This is a genomic window from Pseudomonas sp. 11/12A, assembly GCF_000800055.1.
GTDB lineage: Bacteria > Pseudomonadota > Gammaproteobacteria > Pseudomonadales > Pseudomonadaceae > Aquipseudomonas > Aquipseudomonas mohnii.
Genome location: NZ_JUGV01000001.1, coordinates 4,616,503 through 4,633,424 on the forward strand (window position 1 = coordinate 4,616,503; position 16,922 = coordinate 4,633,424).

A 16,922-nucleotide genomic window follows, 5' to 3' on the forward strand; every position below is an offset into this window, starting at 1 on the left:
TTACGCAGCGCTCGATGTTCCCCCGATAAAAAAACCGTCGCCCTGCGGAATTCGTCGGGGTGTCCGTGTTCAATACAAGCCTGAAATGTACTCGGCAATCCGTCAGGGATTGCCGGGCCTACGGGCGCGTGCGACAAAAACCCGGACGACTGGACTGGCGCCGCTCCCACTTGGCAGCAACACTCACCGCACGGGTCATTACCCGGAACAGAAGAGGATTCCCACATGCTATGGAAAAAAGGCCGACGCAGTGACAACGTGGTCGATGCCCGTGGCGATGATGTCGGCGGTGGCGGGATGCGCTTTGGCGGTGGCAAGGGCCTGAGCCTGACGGCGATCCTTTTGATCGTCGGCATCGGCTGGATCACCGGCCAGGACCCGCTGCAGATCCTCGGCCAACTGACCGGGCAGATGGGCCAGCAAACGGCACCGGCGACCACTCAGACGCGCAAGGCGCCACCAGCCAGTGATGAAGGCGCCGAATTCGTCCGTTCGATTCTGGGTGATACCGAGGACACCTGGCAGCAGATTTTCCAGCAGGCCGGCAAGCAATACAAAGACCCGACCCTGGTGTTGTTCAGCAATCGCGTGAACTCGGCCTGCGGCCTGGCGACGTCGGCCACCGGTCCGTTCTATTGCCCGGCGGACCAGAAGGTCTATCTGGACATGGCGTTTTTCCAGGAAATGGCCCAACGTTTTTCCGCGGCGGGGGACTTTGCCCAGGCCTACGTGATCGCTCACGAAGTCGGACACCACGTGCAGACCTTGCTCGGTGTTTCCGCAAAAATCCAGGCCGCGCGCCAGCAAGGCCGGCAAATGGAAGGCGATGGTGGCTTGCTGGTGCGTCAAGAACTGCAAGCCGATTGCCTGGCCGGCGTCTGGGCCAACCATGCACAACGACGGCTGAACTGGCTGGAACCGGGCGATGTCGAAGAAGCGCTCAACGCTGCCAATGCCATCGGCGATGATCGTTTGCAGCAACAGGGTCGGGGCCGTGTGGTGCCCGACTCGTTTACCCATGGTACGTCGGCGCAACGGGTGCGCTGGTTCAAAACCGGATTCGCCCAAGGCCAGGTTGGCCAGTGCGACACCTTTGCGGCGAAAAATCTGTAAATGAAGACGTGGCTGTTGGCGTTATTGATCACTTGCACAAGCACTTGGGCTGCCGAGCATGCCGTCAAGGAGGTCAGCCCCGGACGCCTGTTGTTGAAATCAGGCGAGATCGCGGTGGGCATCAGCCCTGGCCCGGCCAAAATCGAACGTGTGCTGATCATCGTCCATGGTCGCTTGCGCAACGCTCAGACCTACCTGTACAGCGGCGAACACGCGGCGGAACTGGCCGGGCAAAGTGCGACAACACTGATCATCGCCCCACAATTCCTTAATGAAACCGACGTCGCGATGCATCCCGTCGCCGAGACCGTTCTGCGCTGGCAGGGCAATGAGTGGATGGCGGGGGGCGAATCCACTGCGCCGTTCCGTCTCAGCGCCTTTGCGGCGCTGGACGAAATCATCGCCCGCCTGGGTGATCGCGAACAGTTTCCCGATGTGAAGCAAATCGTCATCGCCGGCCACTCCGGTGGCGCTCAAGTGGTTCAGCGATACGCCCTGCTCGGACACGATCAGCCAGCCCTCGACGCCGCCGGTGTGCAGGTGCGCTATGTCATCGCCAATCCATCTTCCTATGCGTACTTCGACGAACGCCGGCCAGTGGCTTTCAGCCATGCCCGCTGCCCGGACTTCAATCGCTGGAAGTACGGGCTGACGGATCTACCCGCCTACGCCGAAGGGAAAACGCCGGCGCAACTGCTGGCAACCTACGTCAAGCGCAACATCGTTTATCTGCTGGGGCAACAGGACATCGACCCCAACCACCCGGCGCTGGACAAGGGTTGTGAAGCCCAGGCGCAAGGCCCCTATCGATTGGCCCGCGGGCGCAATTACTTTGAGTATCTGAAGCGGCTGCAACCGAAAGGGCTCAATCAGCAACTGATCGAAGTGCCCGGCGTCGGGCATGACGGGGATGGGATGTTTACTTCGCCGGAGGGGCAAAAGGCGTTGTTCGGGCTGTAGGTTTTGCGCTGGCCGAGAGCATCTGCCGCAACTCGATGCAATCGGCCGCATGCCAATCGGTCAATTCCGGCCACGGATTATCCGGCAGGTTCACCAGCACCGTCCGCGCCCCCGCCGCCCGCCCGCAATCCAGATCAAAGCGGTAATCACCGACCATCACCATTTCGCTCGCCGGTACGTTCCAGGCTTGCGCCAATTTCAGCAAACCACCGGGGTGCGGTTTTGGCGGCGCTTCATCTCGACCGAGCACGTCCTCCACCGCGAAGCAGTCAGCCAGGCCAATGGCCTCCAGCGTGACATGCGCCAATTCACGGGCATTGCGCGTGAGAATACCCAGGCGATAACCGCGCCCGGCCAAGTCACGCACCAGCTCTACGGCACCCGGTGCCGGTTTCGACCCGAGCGCCAGGTCGCGCTCGTGCTCAAGCAGCCACGCATGCTTGGCAGCGGCTTCGTCGGCCGGTAGCGCGGCGAGGTGGGTCAGGATGTCGTCTTCGGCCGGGATCGCCAGCGCCACGCGAATCGCCGCGAAATCATGCACCGCCACCGTCAGGGTGCCGTCCATGTCGAACACCCAGTGACGCACGTCGGCCAAGCTCATGACCAATCCTTGCGATGACGGATCAGGCCTTCCTGCGTGACCGAGGCCACCAGTTTCCCGGCGCGGTTGAACACGCTGCCACGGGAGAAACCACGGGAGTTGCCGGCCCAGGGACTGTCCATCGCGTACAACAACCAGTCATCGGCACGCAGATCAGCGTGGAACCACAGCGCATGATCGAGGCTGGCGACCTGCATGTCCTTGTGCCAGACCGATTTGCCATGGGGCTGCATCGAGGTGGTCAGCAGACCGAAATCCGAGGCGTAGGCCAGCAAGTACTTGTGCAACGCCGGGGAGTCGGCCAAGGCGCCGTCGGCGCGAAACCAGACGTACTTGATCGGGTCGGACGGCAGCGGGTTGTAGGGATCCTTTTCGGTGATCGGCCGGAACTCGATCGGCTTGGGGCACAGCAGTTTTTCGCGCATTTTCTCGGGAATCAGGTGCGCGCGCTGCTGGGTCAGCTCCAGCTCCGATGGCAGGTTTTCCGGACCGACCACTTGCGGCATTTCGCTTTGGTGCTGGAAACCCTCTTCGTCGTACTGGAACGAGGCGCTGCAGGTGAAGATCGGATGACCCTTCTGGATCGCGGTAACCCGGCGCGTGCTGAAACTGCCACCGTCGCGCACCCGGTCAACCTGATACACCACCGGCAACCCGGCGTCGCCCGGACGCAGGAAATAGCCATGCATCGAATGCACATGGCGCGCCTCATCGACGGTCTGACTGGCCGCCGACAGGGACTGGCCGAGTACCTGGCCGCCGAACAACTGCCGAAAACCCAGGTCCTGGCTACGGCCACGGAACAGGTTTTCCTCAATCGGCTCCAGGGTCAGCAGGTCGACCAGATCATCCAACACTTGGCTCATTCAGACTCTCCTCACACAAAGCAATGCCCCGCAGTCTTGGCTGCGGCGGTCGATTCAGTTTCTGGCCAGGGCCGATGGGGGCCATTGTAAACATCCGCGGCGGCTTATCCATGCAAGGTTTGCAGCCATTGTTCACGGCTGATGCGATACAGCACGTGATGGCGCAAGGGATGATCGACGGCAAGGTTGGGGTGTTCAAAGTCATCAGCGCAATCATGGTGCATGCCGATGGCCTGCATGACTTTCTGCGACGGCAGGTTGCTGTCGGCCGTGAAGGAGACGATTTCGTTCAGCGCCAAACGGTCAAACCCGCAGCGCAGAGCGGTCCACGCCGCCTCACTGGCATAACCCAGTCCCCAATGCTCCCGCGCCAGGCGCCAGGCGATTTCGATGGCGGGGGTGAACGGCGCGTCGAAACCCACCACCCCGAGCCCGGTAAATCCGATGAACTGCCCAGTGTCCTTGCGCTCCAGCGCCCACGGACCGAAACCATGCTCAGCGAAATGACCACGGATTCGCCCGATCAATGAAGCACTTTCCAGTCGGCTCAAGGGTGCCGGGAAATAACGCATGACCTGTGGATCGGCACACATTGCCGCAAACTCCGGCAAATCCTCATCCTGCCACTGCCGCAACAGCAGCCGCGCGCTCTCGAGTTCCAGTATCGGCTCCATCGTGCTCCCCCCATTTTCATGCCGCGAGTCTACAACGCTGGTAGGATCCTTCACTCATTCCTGTACGAAAGCATCATGCCGCTGCCGCTGATTTATCACGAAGACTACAGTCCCGAATTCCCGGCGGATCACCGCTTCCCCATGGACAAGTTCCGCTTGCTGCGCGATCACCTGGTGGACAGCGGCCTGACTCGCGACGCCGACCTGCTGCGTCCGCAACTCTGCCCGCCGGAGATTCTCGCCCTCGCCCATGACCCTTCGTACATCGAACGCTACATGGGCGGCGAGTTGTCCCGCGAGGATCAACGTCGCCTCGGCCTGCCCTGGAGCGAAGCCCTGGCCCGGCGCACGGTGCGGGCGGTCGGCGGCTCGTTGCTGGCGGCCGAGCAGGCGCTCGAGCATGGCCTGGCCTGTCACCTGGCCGGTGGCACTCACCACGCTCACTACGACCACCCGGCCGGCTTCTGCATTTTCAATGACCTGGCGGTGATCAGCCATTTCATGCTGGAAAGTGGCCGGGTAAACCGGGTGCTGATCTTCGATTGCGATGTGCACCAGGGTGACGGGACTGCACGCATCCTGCACGACACTCCGGAGGCTATTACCGTTTCCCTGCATTGCGAGAAGAATTTTCCTGCACGCAAGGCCGAAAGCGACTGGGACATTCCATTGCCCAATGGCATGGGCGATGCCGACTACCTAAAGGTGGTGGATGACGCGCTCAACTATTTGTTGCCGCTCTATCAGCCGGATCTGGTGCTGTATGACGCCGGCGTCGATGTGCACAAGGACGATGCCCTCGGCTATCTGAAACTGACAGACGAAGGCCTCGCCGCCCGCGATGAAGCCGTGATGCGCCACTGCCTGGGCCGCGACATCCCGGTGGTCGGGGTGATTGGCGGCGGTTACAGCAAGGACCGCAAAGCCCTGGCCCGCCGCCACGGCATTCTCCACCACAGCGCGCAGCGGGTCTGGCAGTCATCAGGTTGTCACTGAGTTGTGGGCGCTTTACCCACAATGCCTGTGGAGCTGCCTGTGGATAACCTGAGTGAAAGGGACCGCAGCCCATGCGGGGTGTGGGCTACAGACTAATGATCATTTTTTAACCACCCTAAAAAACACCGATAACCCCTGTAGGAGCGAGCCTGCTCGCGAGAAACATAACGTCACCGCTGGGCATCTGGTTGCACGCGTTATCGTTCAAGACCTTCGCGAGCAAGCTCGCTCCTACAGAAGGCGAGGCTGGTAGAATGCCCGCCCTATCCCGCCAGACCGCAGCGCAGCCCATGACCCGACCCTCGACACCCTCCGCCTTTCACGTCGCCATCATCGGTGGCGGCCCCGCCGGCCTGATGGCGGCTGAAGTGTTGAGTCAGGCCGGGATCAAGGTCGATCTGTACGACGGCATGCCTTCGGTCGGGCGCAAATTCCTCCTGGCCGGTGTCGGCGGCATGAACATCACCCACTCCGAAGCCTACCCGGCGTTCCTTTCGCGCTATGCCGAACGGGCACCGCAGATCGCCCCACTGCTGCGCGGCTTCGGCGCCGAAGCCCTGTGCCAGTGGATTCAGGACCTGGGCATCGACACCTTCGTCGGCAGCTCGGGCCGGGTCTTTCCGACCGACATGAAAGCCGCGCCGCTGCTCCGTGCCTGGCTCAAGCGTCTGCGTGACAGCGGCGTCGTTATCCACACCCGCCATCGCTGGCTGGGCTGGAATGGAAACGGCGGTTTGCGCATCGACAGCCCCGAAGGCGAAAAAACCGTTCAGGCCGACGCCACCCTGCTGGCGCTCGGTGGCGGCAGTTGGGCGCGCCTGGGTTCGGACGGCGCCTGGATGCGGCCACTGGAGCAACGCGGTGTAGGACTGGCACCGCTGCAACCGAGTAATTGTGGCTTCGAAGTGCAGGCCTGGAGCGATTTGATGGTCAGCAAATTCGCAGGCAGCCCGCTGAAAAACATCGCCATCGGCCTCAACGACGACGTGCCGCGCCTCGGCGAATGCGTCATGACCGCCACCGGCATCGAAGGCAGCCTGGTCTACGCCCTGTCGGCACCGATCCGCGAAGCGATCAACCGGCACGGCTCGGCGACGATTCATATCGACCTTCTGCCCGGCCGGCCTGTGGATAAAGTGCAGTCGGCATTGAGCAAGCCGCGCGGCTCACGCTCGATGGCCAAACACCTGCACAGTCAGTTGGGCATCGATGGGGTGAAAGCCGCGCTGCTGCGCGAACTGACTTCTGCCGAAACTTTCACGGACATGGCTTTGCTGGCCCAGGCCATCAAGGCATTGCCACTGACACTGGTGAAAACCCGGCCATTGGACGAAGCCATCAGCAGTGCGGGCGGTGTGTTGTTCGAAGCGTTGGATGAACGCTTGATGCTCAAGCAACTGCCTGGGGTGTTCTGCGCGGGGGAAATGCTGGACTGGGAAGCGCCGACGGGCGGCTATTTGCTGACCGCATGTTTCGCCAGTGGGCGGGCGGCGGGGTTGGGGATGATTGAGTGGTTGCAGCGCAAGGGCTGAAGACCGAGTAGCCCCCATCGCCAGCAGGCTGGCTCCCACAGGGAAAACCTGTGGGAGCCAGCCTGCTGGCGAAGGCGGCTTAGCAGACGCCGCCGTTAATCAAGGCTTACGCTTGCGCGGCCCGGTATTGAACACCGGCACCTTGCGCACAGGCTTGACCGAAGGTTCTGCTGGTGCGACTTCCCCGCTATCAACCCACTTGCCCAGGTTACGCTTGCCGCCACCACCCGAAGCTTTCGGCTTCTTAGGCTTTTTCGGTTTCTTGATCACCTGGCCACTGGCATCGGTGTCCGGCACCCGGTGCTCAGGCTCGAAGTCCGGCTCGTTCTGACGCTTCAAGGTCTGACGGGTGAGCATCTCGATGGCCGAGAGCAGGTTCACTTCATCGGCACACACCAGGGAAATCGCCTCGCCGGTCGAGCCCGCGCGGCCAGTACGGCCGATGCGGTGGATGTAGTCCTCGGCGACGATCGGCAAGTCGAAATTGACCACCAGCGGCAAGTCTTCGATATCCAGACCACGGGCCGCGACGTCGGTGGCGACCAGGATCTGCACTTCGCTCGCCTTGAAACGGTCCAGCGCACGCTGACGGGTCGCCTGGGGTTTGTCGCCGTGAATGCCGTCGGCGTTGATGCCCAGGCCCTGCAGCTTCTCGACCAACGCATCCACACCATTACGGGTCTTGGCGAACACCAGCACTTGCTTCCACTTGCCCTTGCGCATCAAGTGCACGAACAGCTCGGGCTTGCGTTTCTTGTCCACCGTCACCACCCATTGCTTGACGGTGTTGGCGGCCACGTTGCGCGGGCTGACTTCAATGGTCAGCGGGTCGTTGAGCATTTGCCCGGCCAGCAGGCGGATGTCGTCGGAGAAGGTCGCGGAGAACAGCAGCGTCTGACGTTTCTTCGGCAATGCGCGGTAAATGTTCGCCAGTTCTTCGGAAAAGCCCAGGTCGAGCATCCGGTCGGCTTCGTCCAGCACCAGGGTTTGCAACTGGTTGAACTTCAGCGCGTTCTGGCGGAACAGGTCGAGCAAACGGCCCGGGGTCGCCACCAGCAGATCGACACCGCTGCGCAGCTTCATCATTTGCGGGTTGATGCTGACGCCGCCGTACACCGCGTAGGTGCGCAACGGCAGGTTCTCGGCGTACTGGCGCACGGCTTCGTGAACTTGCTCGGCCAGTTCGCGGGTTGGCACCAGGATCAACGCGCGGACCGAGTTGGCGGTGACTTTCGGCCCTTCCATGGCCAGCAATTGCAGGAGCGGCAGCGCAAAACCGGCGGTCTTGCCGGTGCCGGTCTGGGCGGCGGCCATCAGGTCGCGACCGGCCAGCACCGCCGGTATGGCTTGCGCCTGAACCGGCGTCGGAGTCTGGTAGCCAAGCTTCTCGAGGGAGCGCAGCAAGGGTTCGATCAGGCCAAGGGTGGCGAAAGTCATGGGAGTACCGTAGGAAAATTCAGCGCGGGTTGTGCAAAACAAGTGTGCAAACAAATGTGCAATGGCGCGCAGTTTACCCTAATTCACACGGGATTCTGTCGGCACTGCCTTCACCACCGGCTGCGGTGGCGAACGGCGCCACTGCGGCAGACCGATCAACACCACGGCACTGATGATCACCAGCATCGCCAGCCCTTCTTCGATACCGATGGTCTCGCCGACAAACACGATCCCCAGCAACACCGCCACCGCCGGGTTGACGTAGGCATAACTGGTGGCCGCCGCCGGGCGCACGTGTTTCAACAGATACATGTAGGCGTTGAAGGCGATGATCGAACCGAACACGGTCAGGTACGCCAGCGCGGCCCAGCCTTCGATCGGTGGCATCTTTTCCAGGTGTTCGCCGCTCACGGCACTGCCGATCAGCAACACCACCCCGCCCACCAGCATTTCCACGGCACTGGCCATGGCACCCTGAGGCAATGGCAAGTGTTTGCTCCACACCGAGCCGAAGGCCCAGGTGGCTGCTGCAAAGATCAACAACGCGGCGCCCAGCGGGCTCGATTGCAGGTTGGAACCGAGGTTGAGCATGGCGATACCGATCAGCCCGAGGACAATCCCGGCCCATTCGAGACGGGTATTGCGCGCGCCCCACAAGTAGCCACAGAGCAAGGTGAACAACGGCACCGTCGCCACCGCCAGGGCGGCGACACCTGAGGCCACGCCCGTGTGCTCAGCCACGCTGACCGCGCCGTTGCCGCACGCCAGCAACAACACACCGATGATGCCCGCGGCTTTCCATTGCGCCCAGGTCGGTGCCGGTGCCCCGCGCCAGCGCAGGAAGGCGTACATCAAGCTCCCGGCAATGACGAAGCGAATCCCGGCCAGCAGCAGCGGCGGCCAATACTCCACGCCGATGCGGATCACCAGGTAGGTCGAGCCCCAAATCACATACAAGGCGAAGAAGGCGGCGATCAGCGGTAAGGGAAAACGACGTAGGCCAGGCATGGGGGGCAGCTCACAGGCAAGACAAGTGAGCAGCTATTCTAGAAAGGCTGACAGCAGAAAATAAGTTACAAAACCTTTTTAAAGCGCCGGTACACTTTTCAAAACACGGAGTTCAGCGCTATATACCGTTGTTTCGAAAGTCAGCCCTTTTCAGGAGTCGCCCCGTGGATAAATACGACCGCATGCTGCTCAGCGCCCTGCTGGAAAACGGTCGCGCGTCCTACGCCGACCTGGCGCGCAAGGTCAACCTGTCCGCCCCCGCCGTGGCCGAACGCGTGGCCAAGCTCGAAGCCAGCGGAGTCATCACCGGTTACCAGGCGAAAGTCGACATGGCCAAGCTGGGCTTGCCCATCCAGTGCGTGATCGAACTGCGCCTGAACCAGCACGGCAACCAGAGAGCCTACGACGACCTGATCAAAATCCCACAGTTGACTGAATGCCACCGGGTGACGGGCGATCCCTGCGTGATCATGCAGGCGGCGGTGGGTTCGATGCCGGAGCTGGAAGAGTTGATCAACCGGATCGCCACGTTCGGCTTCAGCAAGACGTCGATTGTGTTGTCGAGCGCGATAGAGAAGCGCGTGCCGCTGGGGCACATCGAGGGCAATGGAAAGTGAACAACCTGTCGGAGCGAGCCGGCTCCTACAGGGGATCTGCGGTGTAGTCAGAAGCCGCGATAGCGCTTCAGATGTTCGCCCACTTTTGCCGCCGGCACTTTCTGCAACTTGCACAGCAGGTCGTGGGACAACTCGCGCACGCCGTGTTTCTGGCGCAGTTCTTCGGCCAGGTGCACCGTAAGGTTGGCGGCCATTTCCGCGTCCGCCATGGCCCGGTGGGCCTTGCCGGTGTGGGGCAGATTGGCAAAAGTGGTGAGGGTGCCAAGTTTGTGGTTGGGCGCCCCAGGCATCAGGCGCCGAGCCAACAGCAGCGAACAGGCGAAGCTCTGCAAACGCATGCGTTTGATCTGCCCGAGCTCGAAATCCCAGAATTTTTGGTCGAACGCGGCGTTGTGCGCCAGCAATGGTATGGCGCCAACGAATTCGTTGACCTCGTTCATGACCTGCTCGGAGGATGGCGCGGTGCGCAGCATGGCGTTGCTGATGCCGGTGAGTTGTTCGATGAAGGCCGGGACACGCACGCCGGCATTCATCAGGCTCTGGTAACGCTCGACGATGCGCCCCTGTTCAAGGATCGCCACGGCAATTTCCGTGGCCCGGCAGCTGCTGCTCGGGGAGATCCCGGTGGTTTCAAAGTCGATGACTGCGATGCGTTCCAAACCTGTTTCAACTCCGTAAAAATCAATTCTTGAGCAGCAGCGCGCCTTCGATCGGCACGTAGCGGCTGGCCGCGCGGATCAGCGAATTGGCGGTCAGGCCCGGCACGCCGTAGGCCACCGCTTGCACGCCGTGCTTGCTGATGATGCGCTCGAGCAGCATGTCGAAATCACCGTCGCCGGAGGCCAGCACCACTTCGTCGACATGGTCGGCGGCGTCCATGATGTCGAGGGTGATGCCCACGTCCCAGTCGCCCTTGGCCGAACCGTCGCTGCGCTGGATGAAAGGCTTGAGCTTCACGGTGAACCCGAGATTGCGCAGGATCTGTTGGAACTGCTGCTGTTTGCTGTCGCCGCGATCGATGGCGTAGGCGTAGGCCTCGACAATCTGCCCCTGCTTGCTGATTTCAGCCCACAGCGCGGCGTAATTGAAGTGGCAACCGTAAGCCTGACGCACGGTGTAGTAGAGGTTCTGGACATCGGCGAACACTGCGATTTTTTTCACCGCACATCCCCTTGGGCGCAGGCAGGATCAGGCACCAGGCCCGAAAAGGCGCCCAGTATGCCAGCCTGAAGGCGTATTCCGCGAATAATCGGCCCGAGGCATCCGGACGCCTCGGACGAATGGCACCTGTGGAATGGGCAACGTTGGGGAGTGACACCTTTGGAATGACACCTGTGGCGAGCGAGCTCGCCACAGGTCAGGTGCAACAGAAGGGTCAGACGAAAGAGTCGTCGTCGCCGCCGAAGAACGATGAGCTGTCATCGTTGTAGTCGGCGTCAGTAAAGCCGCCCTGGTCGTTGCTGTAGGAATCGTTACCCGCCATACGCTGGTCATTGCCCCAGCCATTGTTGCTCTGGTCGCTGACCTGGGCCGGCTCTTCCTTGATGACTTCGACGATTTCCTGCGGTTGCTGATTGTTATGGAACAGGCTGCTGATGCCTTGCGCCAGCATTACGCCACCCGCGACGCCCGCGGCGGTTTTCAGCGCGCCACCGAGGAAACTGCTGCCGGCCGCTGCCGGAGCCTGCTGCTGCGGCGCATAACCCTGCTGCGCAAAGCCCTGCTGCGGAGCACCGTAGTTTTGCTGCGGCGGTTGGCCACCGAACGACGACCGCCCTGGCTCGCGCCAGCCGCCACCACTCGATACCGGTGCGCTTTGGCTGGGCGCCGGCTGCGGGTCGCGGGCGCTGCCACCAAAGATGCTCGACAGAAAGCCGCCACTGCTCGGGGCCGGCGCCGCTGTCTGCGCCTTGGCCTGCTGAAGTTCGGCCTGCAATTGCTGGATTTGTGCCGTCAGTTGCTTGTTCTGCTCGTCGAGGCTCTTGATCGCCGCCTCTTGCACCAGAATCGCCTGGGTCATGAAATAACCCGCTGCGGGCTGGCGAGTCAGGTGTTCCTTGATCCGCGCCTCGGCCTGGGCGTCGCGCGGGGCTGAGTTCGTTTCGGCCTGTTGCAGCCGGGAAAACAGTCCATCGATCAGGGTTTGTTCTTCGCTGTTCATGGCGACCTCTTAGATTGCCGGGAAAATCGTTGCCTGTATCCACCGAGGATAAGGTGCCTGACCTTAATGGAGGCTGAAACAAGTTGTTTCAATGACCTTTACCGAACGTTTACGTTTGTGCCCTTGTGCACATCATCGGTTAAAGTGGACCACTGCTTTCAACCTGCGATACCGACTGATGAATCCGTTCGACGTACTGCGTGACTCCCTGTACTTCTTCAAACGCAATCTGGGCCAGATTGTGCAACTGTGCCTGCCGCTGGTGATCATCGAGGCCCTGCTGCAACAAGTGGTCGACCATTCGACCGAGCCCGACAGTTTTCCAGGCATCAGCGTGATCGTCGGTTTGCTGATCTATCCGCTGTACACCGCCGCGCTGATTCTGTTTCTCGATGCCCGCAGCCGTGGGGAATCACCCCGTAACCGCGATCTGCTGACAAGGTCCGCCTACCTGTGGCCGCGCTTTGCCTTGCTGACGGCCCTCAATACCGTGCTGATACTGCTCGGCCTGTCGCTGTATTTCCTGCCGGGCATCTGGCTGATGGTGACCCTGGCTTTCGGCGAATACCTGCTGGTGCTGCGTGGCCTGGCCCCGCTGGCGGCGATGAAGGAAAGCCTGCGCCTGACCCGCGGGCATTTCATGCGCATCCTGGTGTGCATTCTGTGCGTGATGGGGCCGTTGTGGGTGCTCAAGGGCGCGACGCTGGCGGTGTATCCCGACCCGCAGAACCCGATGATCTCGCTGTTGATCGACAGTGCCCACAGCTTCCTGCAACTGTTCACCAGCGTGGTGCTGTTCCGCCTGTTCATGCTGATCGGCGATACGCCGGAAAAAATCGATGGACCACGCTGACCGTGGGCGATGGCTTGTCAGTCGGGTATGCTCGGGGTCTATCCTCGTAACACAATAATAAGATAATAAGCCGAGCCATGACCCGACCATTGCGCTACACCCTGCTGGGATTGTTGATTGTGATCGCCCTGGCAGGCGCGATGGTCTACAGCCTGACCTGGCGTCCTGACGCCAGGGAGGTGCTGCCGGTCAGTTGCAGTACTCAGGCCCCGACCCTGGCGCCTGGCCAGGCGTTGAAGGTGATGACCTGGAACGTCCAGTACCTGGCGGGCAAGCGCTACGTGTTCTGGAATGACCTGGCGGCCGGCACCGATGAAGCCCCCACCGCCGACGACATGGCCTTCAGCCTCGATGAGGTGGCGCGGGTGATTCGTGACGAGCAACCGGACATCGTGCTGTTGCAGGAACTCGATGACGGCGCCAAGGCCAGCGACTACCAGAATCAGCTCAAGCTCTTGCAGGAGCGGGTCGCCGACCTTTATCCATGCAGTGCCCACGCGTTCGACTGGAAAGCCGACTTCATCCCTGATCCGCACATTTTCGGCAGCGTTGGCCGGCAACTGGCGACCTTGAGCCGCTACGAGATCGAACACGCCGAGCGCCTGCAACTGCCCGTGTCGGAGGTCAACCTGATCAGCCGTCAGTTCAAGCCGAAAAACGCCTTGTTGCTGACCTACCTGCCGTTGAGCGACGGCGGCCAGATGGCGGTCCTCAACACCCATCTGGACCGTGCGACCCAACCCGACGAAACCCTGCAAGCGCAAGTCTCGGCCGTGGCCAAGGTCCTCGACAAATTCGAAAGCCGTGGCACGCCGTGGTTGATCGGCGGCGACTTCAACCTCCTGCCCCTGGGTCAATACCAGCGCCTGCCCAGCGAGCAACGCACGCCCTATTCCTCCGACAGCGCCTTGCATGTGCTGTGGGACAAATACCCGATGATCCCCACCAACAACGAAGCCAGTGGCATCGACCGCGCGCGCTGGCTGACGCACTACCCGAACGATACGAACGTGAGCGGCCCGGACCGGACTGTCGACTTCCTGTTTTACAGCCCGCGCATCAAACGGGTCGAAGCGAGGGTGCGACAGGACGATACATTACGCATCTCCGATCACTTGCCGGTGATCGCCCGATTCCTGCTGCCGGCGGCGCCTTAGCGCCAGACTCCAGGCCAACACCGCCCCTGTGGGAGCCAGCTCGCTCCCACAAAGAACGTGCATCAATGCACCTCTTCCAGGTCGTCATGCAGCAAGCCGAAAATCTTGCGTTTCATGTCAATGAACGAGTGTTCCATGACCATGTCCAGCGTGCGTGGGCGCTCGATCGGCACGTCGAGAATCTGCTTGATCCGCCCGGGACGTGCGCCCATCACATAGACCCGGTCACCCAGCAGAATCGCTTCGTCGATGTCATGGGTGACGAACAACACGGTTTTCTTGCTGTGGCCCCAGACCCGCAACAACAGCTGCTGCATTTGCAGGCGCGTCTGGCTGTCGAGGGCACCGAAGGGCTCGTCCATCAGCAGAATCTGCGGGTCGTTGGCCAGCGCGCGAGCGATCGCCACACGCTGCATCATGCCGCCGGACAACTGCTTGGCGTAGTTGTCGGCGAAGTTGCTCAGGCCGACTTCGTTGACGTAGTAGTCGACAATGTCCTTGCGTTGCGCCGCCGGCATGCCACGCCGCTTGAGTCCGAACTCGACGTTCTGGCGCACGGTCAGCCACGGGAACAGCGTGTAGCTCTGGAACACCATGCCGCGATCCGCACCGGGCCCCTGCACTTGCTGGCCCCCCACATAAATCTCGCCCGACGTGGGCTCGTTGAGGCCGGCGGTGAGGTACAGCAGGCTCGACTTGCCGCACCCCGAAGGGCCGACCAGCACAGCGAATTGCTGATCCGGCACGTCGAACGACACCTCTTCCAGCGCGGTAAACGTGCCGCCATCGGGTTTCTTGTAACGCAGGCTGACCTTGTCCACTTGCAGTCGTGGCGCGGCCTGCACCGCAGTGGCCTGGGGGGTGGCGAATCGATGATTGGCAGCGGTTACTGAGCCCATGCGGTGATCCTCAGACGTAGGAAGCGGAACAGTTGATCGGTCGCGAGGCCCAACAGGCCGATGATCGCGATGGCCAGGAAAATCACATCCACCTGAAAGCCGCGCATGGCTTTGAGGCTCAGGTAACCCAGGCCACTGGAGGCCGCGACCAGTTCAGCGACGACCAGGTAAGTCCAGGCCCAGCCCATGGTCACGCGCAGGGTGTCGAGCACGCCCGGCAAGGACGCCGGGGCAATTACGTGCAGCACGGCGTCACGACGGTTAGAGCCAAGGGTGTAGGAGGCGTTGATCAAGTCCTTGGAGATGCCCTTGGACACATCCGCGATCATCACCAGTTGCTGGAAGAACACGCCGAAGATAATCACCGACACCCGCTGCTCCAGACCGATGCCGATCCACAGAATGAACAGCGGCACGAAGGACGTGACCGGCAGGTAGCGGATGAAGTTGACCATCGGCTCGAGAAACGCCTGGACGATGCGAAAGCTGCCCATCAGCAACCCCAGCGGCACGGCGACCAGGGACGAGACAATAAAACCGACCATCACCACTTCGACGCTGGCCCAGACATGCTGGCCGAGCGTGCCGTCGCGACCCAGGCGTACGGCGGCCTCGACCACGGCGCCCGGTGTCGGCAGGAACATGCCCGGCACCACGCCGCCGTAGGACAAGCCGGCCCAGAGGCCGACCAACAAGACCCAGGCCAGGCCGCTCGCACTCCAGATCACCGACACCGGCAGGCCGGTCTTGGGCGTGATGCAGCGGCTCAGCCATGAATTGCGCTTGAACATGCAAACCTCCTAGAGCGGACTGACGAAACGGTTGTCGATCAGGTCGTCATTGCTGACGTTGTAAGGCTTGCCCTGCAACTCGCTGGCGGTCTCGTTGGCCAGTTTGATCAGCGGTTCGCTGTCACCCGGCTTGCCCGGCGAGCCGAGCAGTTTTTCGCTCATGGCCTGATCGTAGAAGCGCACGCCTTTTGCGGCCGCCGCCAGCTCCTTCGGATCGGCGAGGTAGCCGCCGACGCCCTTGGCCATGATGGTGTAGGCCTGCTCCGGGTGGTCCTTGGTGTACTGCACCGCTTTGTACAGACCGGCCACCAGGGCCTTGACGTCTTCCGGTTGTTTTTCGATGACGGTGCAGTTGAGTGCCACCACGTCGACGATCACGCCCGGCGTGCTGCTGCTGTCGATCAGCACCTTGCCCTGTTGCTTGTCGCGGACCATCGACAGGTGCGGTTCCCAGGTCACGGCGGCGGGCACGCGACCGGCGATGAAGGCGGTGGCGGCGTCGTCAGCCGTCATGTTCTGCACAGTGATGTCGCTCATGGTCATGCCATGTTTTTTCAGCAGGTAAGACAACCAGAACTGCGAGGTCGAGCCTTCATTGACCGCCACGGACTTGCCCTTGAGCTCCTGCAGGCTCTTGACGTCCTTGCCCACCAGCACGCCGTCGCCACCATGGCTGTCATCCAGCGCGGCCACCGCCTTGAAGCAGAATTGCGGACGGTATTTCAGCACTTCGTCGATGGTCGAAGCCGAGCCCGACAACTCGCCCGACGCTTGCGCAGCCATGTACATCGAAGCCTCTTCGACGACGGGCAGTTCCACGGTCAAACCGTTTTCCTTGAAGTAGCCCAGGTCCTGGGCCAGGTAGAGGGTGCCGTAACCGACCCAGGTGGTGTGACCGATGGACAGGGTGCCGGCCTGGGCGCTGGTGGCGACCGTCGCGGCGATGGCGGTGACCGCCAGTGGATAAGTAACGCGGGTAAGCAAGGACTTGATCATAGGGCACTCCCAAAGCTGTTGATTTAGTTTTGATGGGCAGTACGGCCAGCGGCCCTGAACATCAGCTGCCACCGGCGATCTCTGACGGACCTTTGGTTGGGCAGCATGGGGCTGACTGGCGAAGTCGATGTTGGCCCAAGGCAGGGCTCAGGAAAATGAGGAAATATGTCGATGGGAATGATGAAAAAACTGGGTAGCGCGCGCGGAAAAAGGGCGGGGGCAGCGAGGGTGCACAGGGTGGGTGCAAAAAATGAAAAGTGC

The 16,922-nt window shown here is 61.7% G+C and carries 18 protein-coding genes; 7 read left to right on the plus strand and 11 right to left on the minus strand.

The features are described 5' to 3' along the window. The first annotated feature begins 225 nt into the window (after positions 1-225). Complete coding sequence (gene ypfJ, locus GQ39_RS21240; RefSeq protein ID WP_047533595.1) at positions 226-1,113, plus strand: KPN_02809 family neutral zinc metallopeptidase; 888 nt, start codon at positions 226-228, stop codon at positions 1,111-1,113. After that, positions 1,114-2,073, plus strand: a complete 960-nt coding sequence (locus tag GQ39_RS21245; protein ID WP_047533598.1) for an alpha/beta fold hydrolase — start codon at positions 1,114-1,116, stop codon at positions 2,071-2,073. Here the strand turns inward: GQ39_RS21245 and GQ39_RS21250 are convergent. From GQ39_RS21250 to GQ39_RS21260, 3 genes are all read right to left on the minus strand, one after another. Further along, complete coding sequence (locus tag GQ39_RS21250) at positions 2,033-2,674, minus strand: HAD family hydrolase (RefSeq protein ID WP_052193627.1); 642 nt, start codon at positions 2,672-2,674, stop codon at positions 2,033-2,035. The genes GQ39_RS21245 and GQ39_RS21250 overlap by 41 nt on opposite strands. After that, the gene (tesB, locus tag GQ39_RS21255) at positions 2,671-3,540 is read right to left on the minus strand and encodes an acyl-CoA thioesterase II (protein ID WP_047533601.1); all 870 of its coding nucleotides are present in this window, start codon (positions 3,538-3,540) and stop codon (positions 2,671-2,673) included. The genes GQ39_RS21250 and tesB overlap by 4 nt, the downstream gene beginning before the upstream one ends. A gap of 104 nt (positions 3,541-3,644) precedes the next feature. After that, positions 3,645-4,214 carry a GNAT family N-acetyltransferase gene (locus tag GQ39_RS21260; protein WP_047533604.1) on the minus strand — a complete coding sequence of 190 codons (570 nt, stop codon included), beginning with the start codon at positions 4,212-4,214 and terminating at the stop codon, positions 3,645-3,647. 75 nt (positions 4,215-4,289) lie between these two features. Here GQ39_RS21260 and GQ39_RS21265 point away from each other — a divergent pair, with 75 nt between their 5' ends. Continuing rightward, the gene (locus GQ39_RS21265) at positions 4,290-5,210 is read left to right on the plus strand and encodes a histone deacetylase family protein (RefSeq protein ID WP_047533607.1); all 921 of its coding nucleotides are present in this window, start codon (positions 4,290-4,292) and stop codon (positions 5,208-5,210) included. A 290-nt stretch (positions 5,211-5,500) separates the two neighbouring features. Next, positions 5,501-6,742: a TIGR03862 family flavoprotein gene (locus tag GQ39_RS21270; protein ID WP_152614044.1), complete on the plus strand. Its 1,242-nt coding sequence runs from the start codon at positions 5,501-5,503 to the stop codon at positions 6,740-6,742. A 99-nt stretch (positions 6,743-6,841) separates the two neighbouring features. Here the strand turns inward: GQ39_RS21270 and GQ39_RS21275 are convergent, their stop codons facing one another. Then, positions 6,842-8,179, minus strand: a complete 1,338-nt coding sequence (locus tag GQ39_RS21275; protein WP_047533613.1) for a DEAD/DEAH box helicase — start codon at positions 8,177-8,179, stop codon at positions 6,842-6,844. Between the two features lie 78 nt (positions 8,180-8,257). Beyond that, positions 8,258-9,187, minus strand: a complete 930-nt coding sequence (gene yedA / locus GQ39_RS21280) for a drug/metabolite exporter YedA (protein WP_047533616.1) — start codon at positions 9,185-9,187, stop codon at positions 8,258-8,260. Between the two features lie 164 nt (positions 9,188-9,351). Here yedA and GQ39_RS21285 point away from each other — a divergent pair, with 164 nt between their 5' ends. After that, the gene (locus tag GQ39_RS21285) at positions 9,352-9,804 is read left to right on the plus strand and encodes an Lrp/AsnC family transcriptional regulator (protein WP_047533619.1); all 453 of its coding nucleotides are present in this window, start codon (positions 9,352-9,354) and stop codon (positions 9,802-9,804) included. Positions 9,805-9,851: 47 nt separating this feature from the next. On the opposite strand, the gene GQ39_RS21290 is transcribed toward GQ39_RS21285, so the two are convergent. The 3 genes from GQ39_RS21290 to GQ39_RS21300 all read right to left on the minus strand — a co-directional run bounded on the left by GQ39_RS21290 (position 9,852) and on the right by GQ39_RS21300 (position 11,965). Next, on the minus strand, positions 9,852-10,463 hold the full coding sequence (locus tag GQ39_RS21290; protein ID WP_047533622.1) for a 3'-5' exonuclease: 612 nt from the start codon (positions 10,461-10,463) through the stop codon (positions 9,852-9,854). A 22-nt stretch (positions 10,464-10,485) separates the two neighbouring features. After that, positions 10,486-10,965, minus strand: coding sequence for an NYN domain-containing protein (locus GQ39_RS21295; RefSeq protein WP_047533625.1), 480 nt, complete (start codon positions 10,963-10,965; stop codon positions 10,486-10,488). 214 nt (positions 10,966-11,179) lie between these two features. Beyond that, positions 11,180-11,965: a DUF2076 domain-containing protein gene (locus GQ39_RS21300; RefSeq protein ID WP_047533627.1), complete on the minus strand. Its 786-nt coding sequence runs from the start codon at positions 11,963-11,965 to the stop codon at positions 11,180-11,182. A 178-nt stretch (positions 11,966-12,143) separates the two neighbouring features. Between GQ39_RS21300 and GQ39_RS21305 the strand changes: the two genes are divergently transcribed. Further along, the gene (locus tag GQ39_RS21305; RefSeq protein WP_047533630.1) at positions 12,144-12,818 is read left to right on the plus strand and encodes a YciC family protein; all 675 of its coding nucleotides are present in this window, start codon (positions 12,144-12,146) and stop codon (positions 12,816-12,818) included. A gap of 77 nt (positions 12,819-12,895) precedes the next feature. After that, positions 12,896-13,975 (plus strand): endonuclease/exonuclease/phosphatase family protein, encoded by a 1,080-nt coding sequence (locus GQ39_RS21310; protein WP_047533633.1) that lies wholly within the window; start codon positions 12,896-12,898, stop codon positions 13,973-13,975. Between the two features lie 62 nt (positions 13,976-14,037). Here GQ39_RS21310 and GQ39_RS21315 read toward each other — a convergent pair whose 3' ends face one another. Genes GQ39_RS21315 through GQ39_RS21325 form a run of 3 tightly spaced genes read right to left on the minus strand, consistent with a single transcriptional unit; the run spans position 14,038 to position 16,661 of the window. Beyond that, positions 14,038-14,874, minus strand: a complete 837-nt coding sequence (locus tag GQ39_RS21315) for an ABC transporter ATP-binding protein (protein ID WP_047533636.1) — start codon at positions 14,872-14,874, stop codon at positions 14,038-14,040. After that, entirely contained in the window at positions 14,862-15,665 is an 804-nt protein-coding gene (locus tag GQ39_RS21320) for an ABC transporter permease (protein WP_047533639.1), read from the minus strand. Before GQ39_RS21320 ends, GQ39_RS21315 begins: the two co-directional genes overlap by 13 nt. Positions 15,666-15,674: 9 nt before the next feature. Further along, complete coding sequence (locus tag GQ39_RS21325; RefSeq protein WP_047533642.1) at positions 15,675-16,661, minus strand: ABC transporter substrate-binding protein; 987 nt, start codon at positions 16,659-16,661, stop codon at positions 15,675-15,677. Positions 16,662-16,922: the final 261 nt, after the last annotated feature.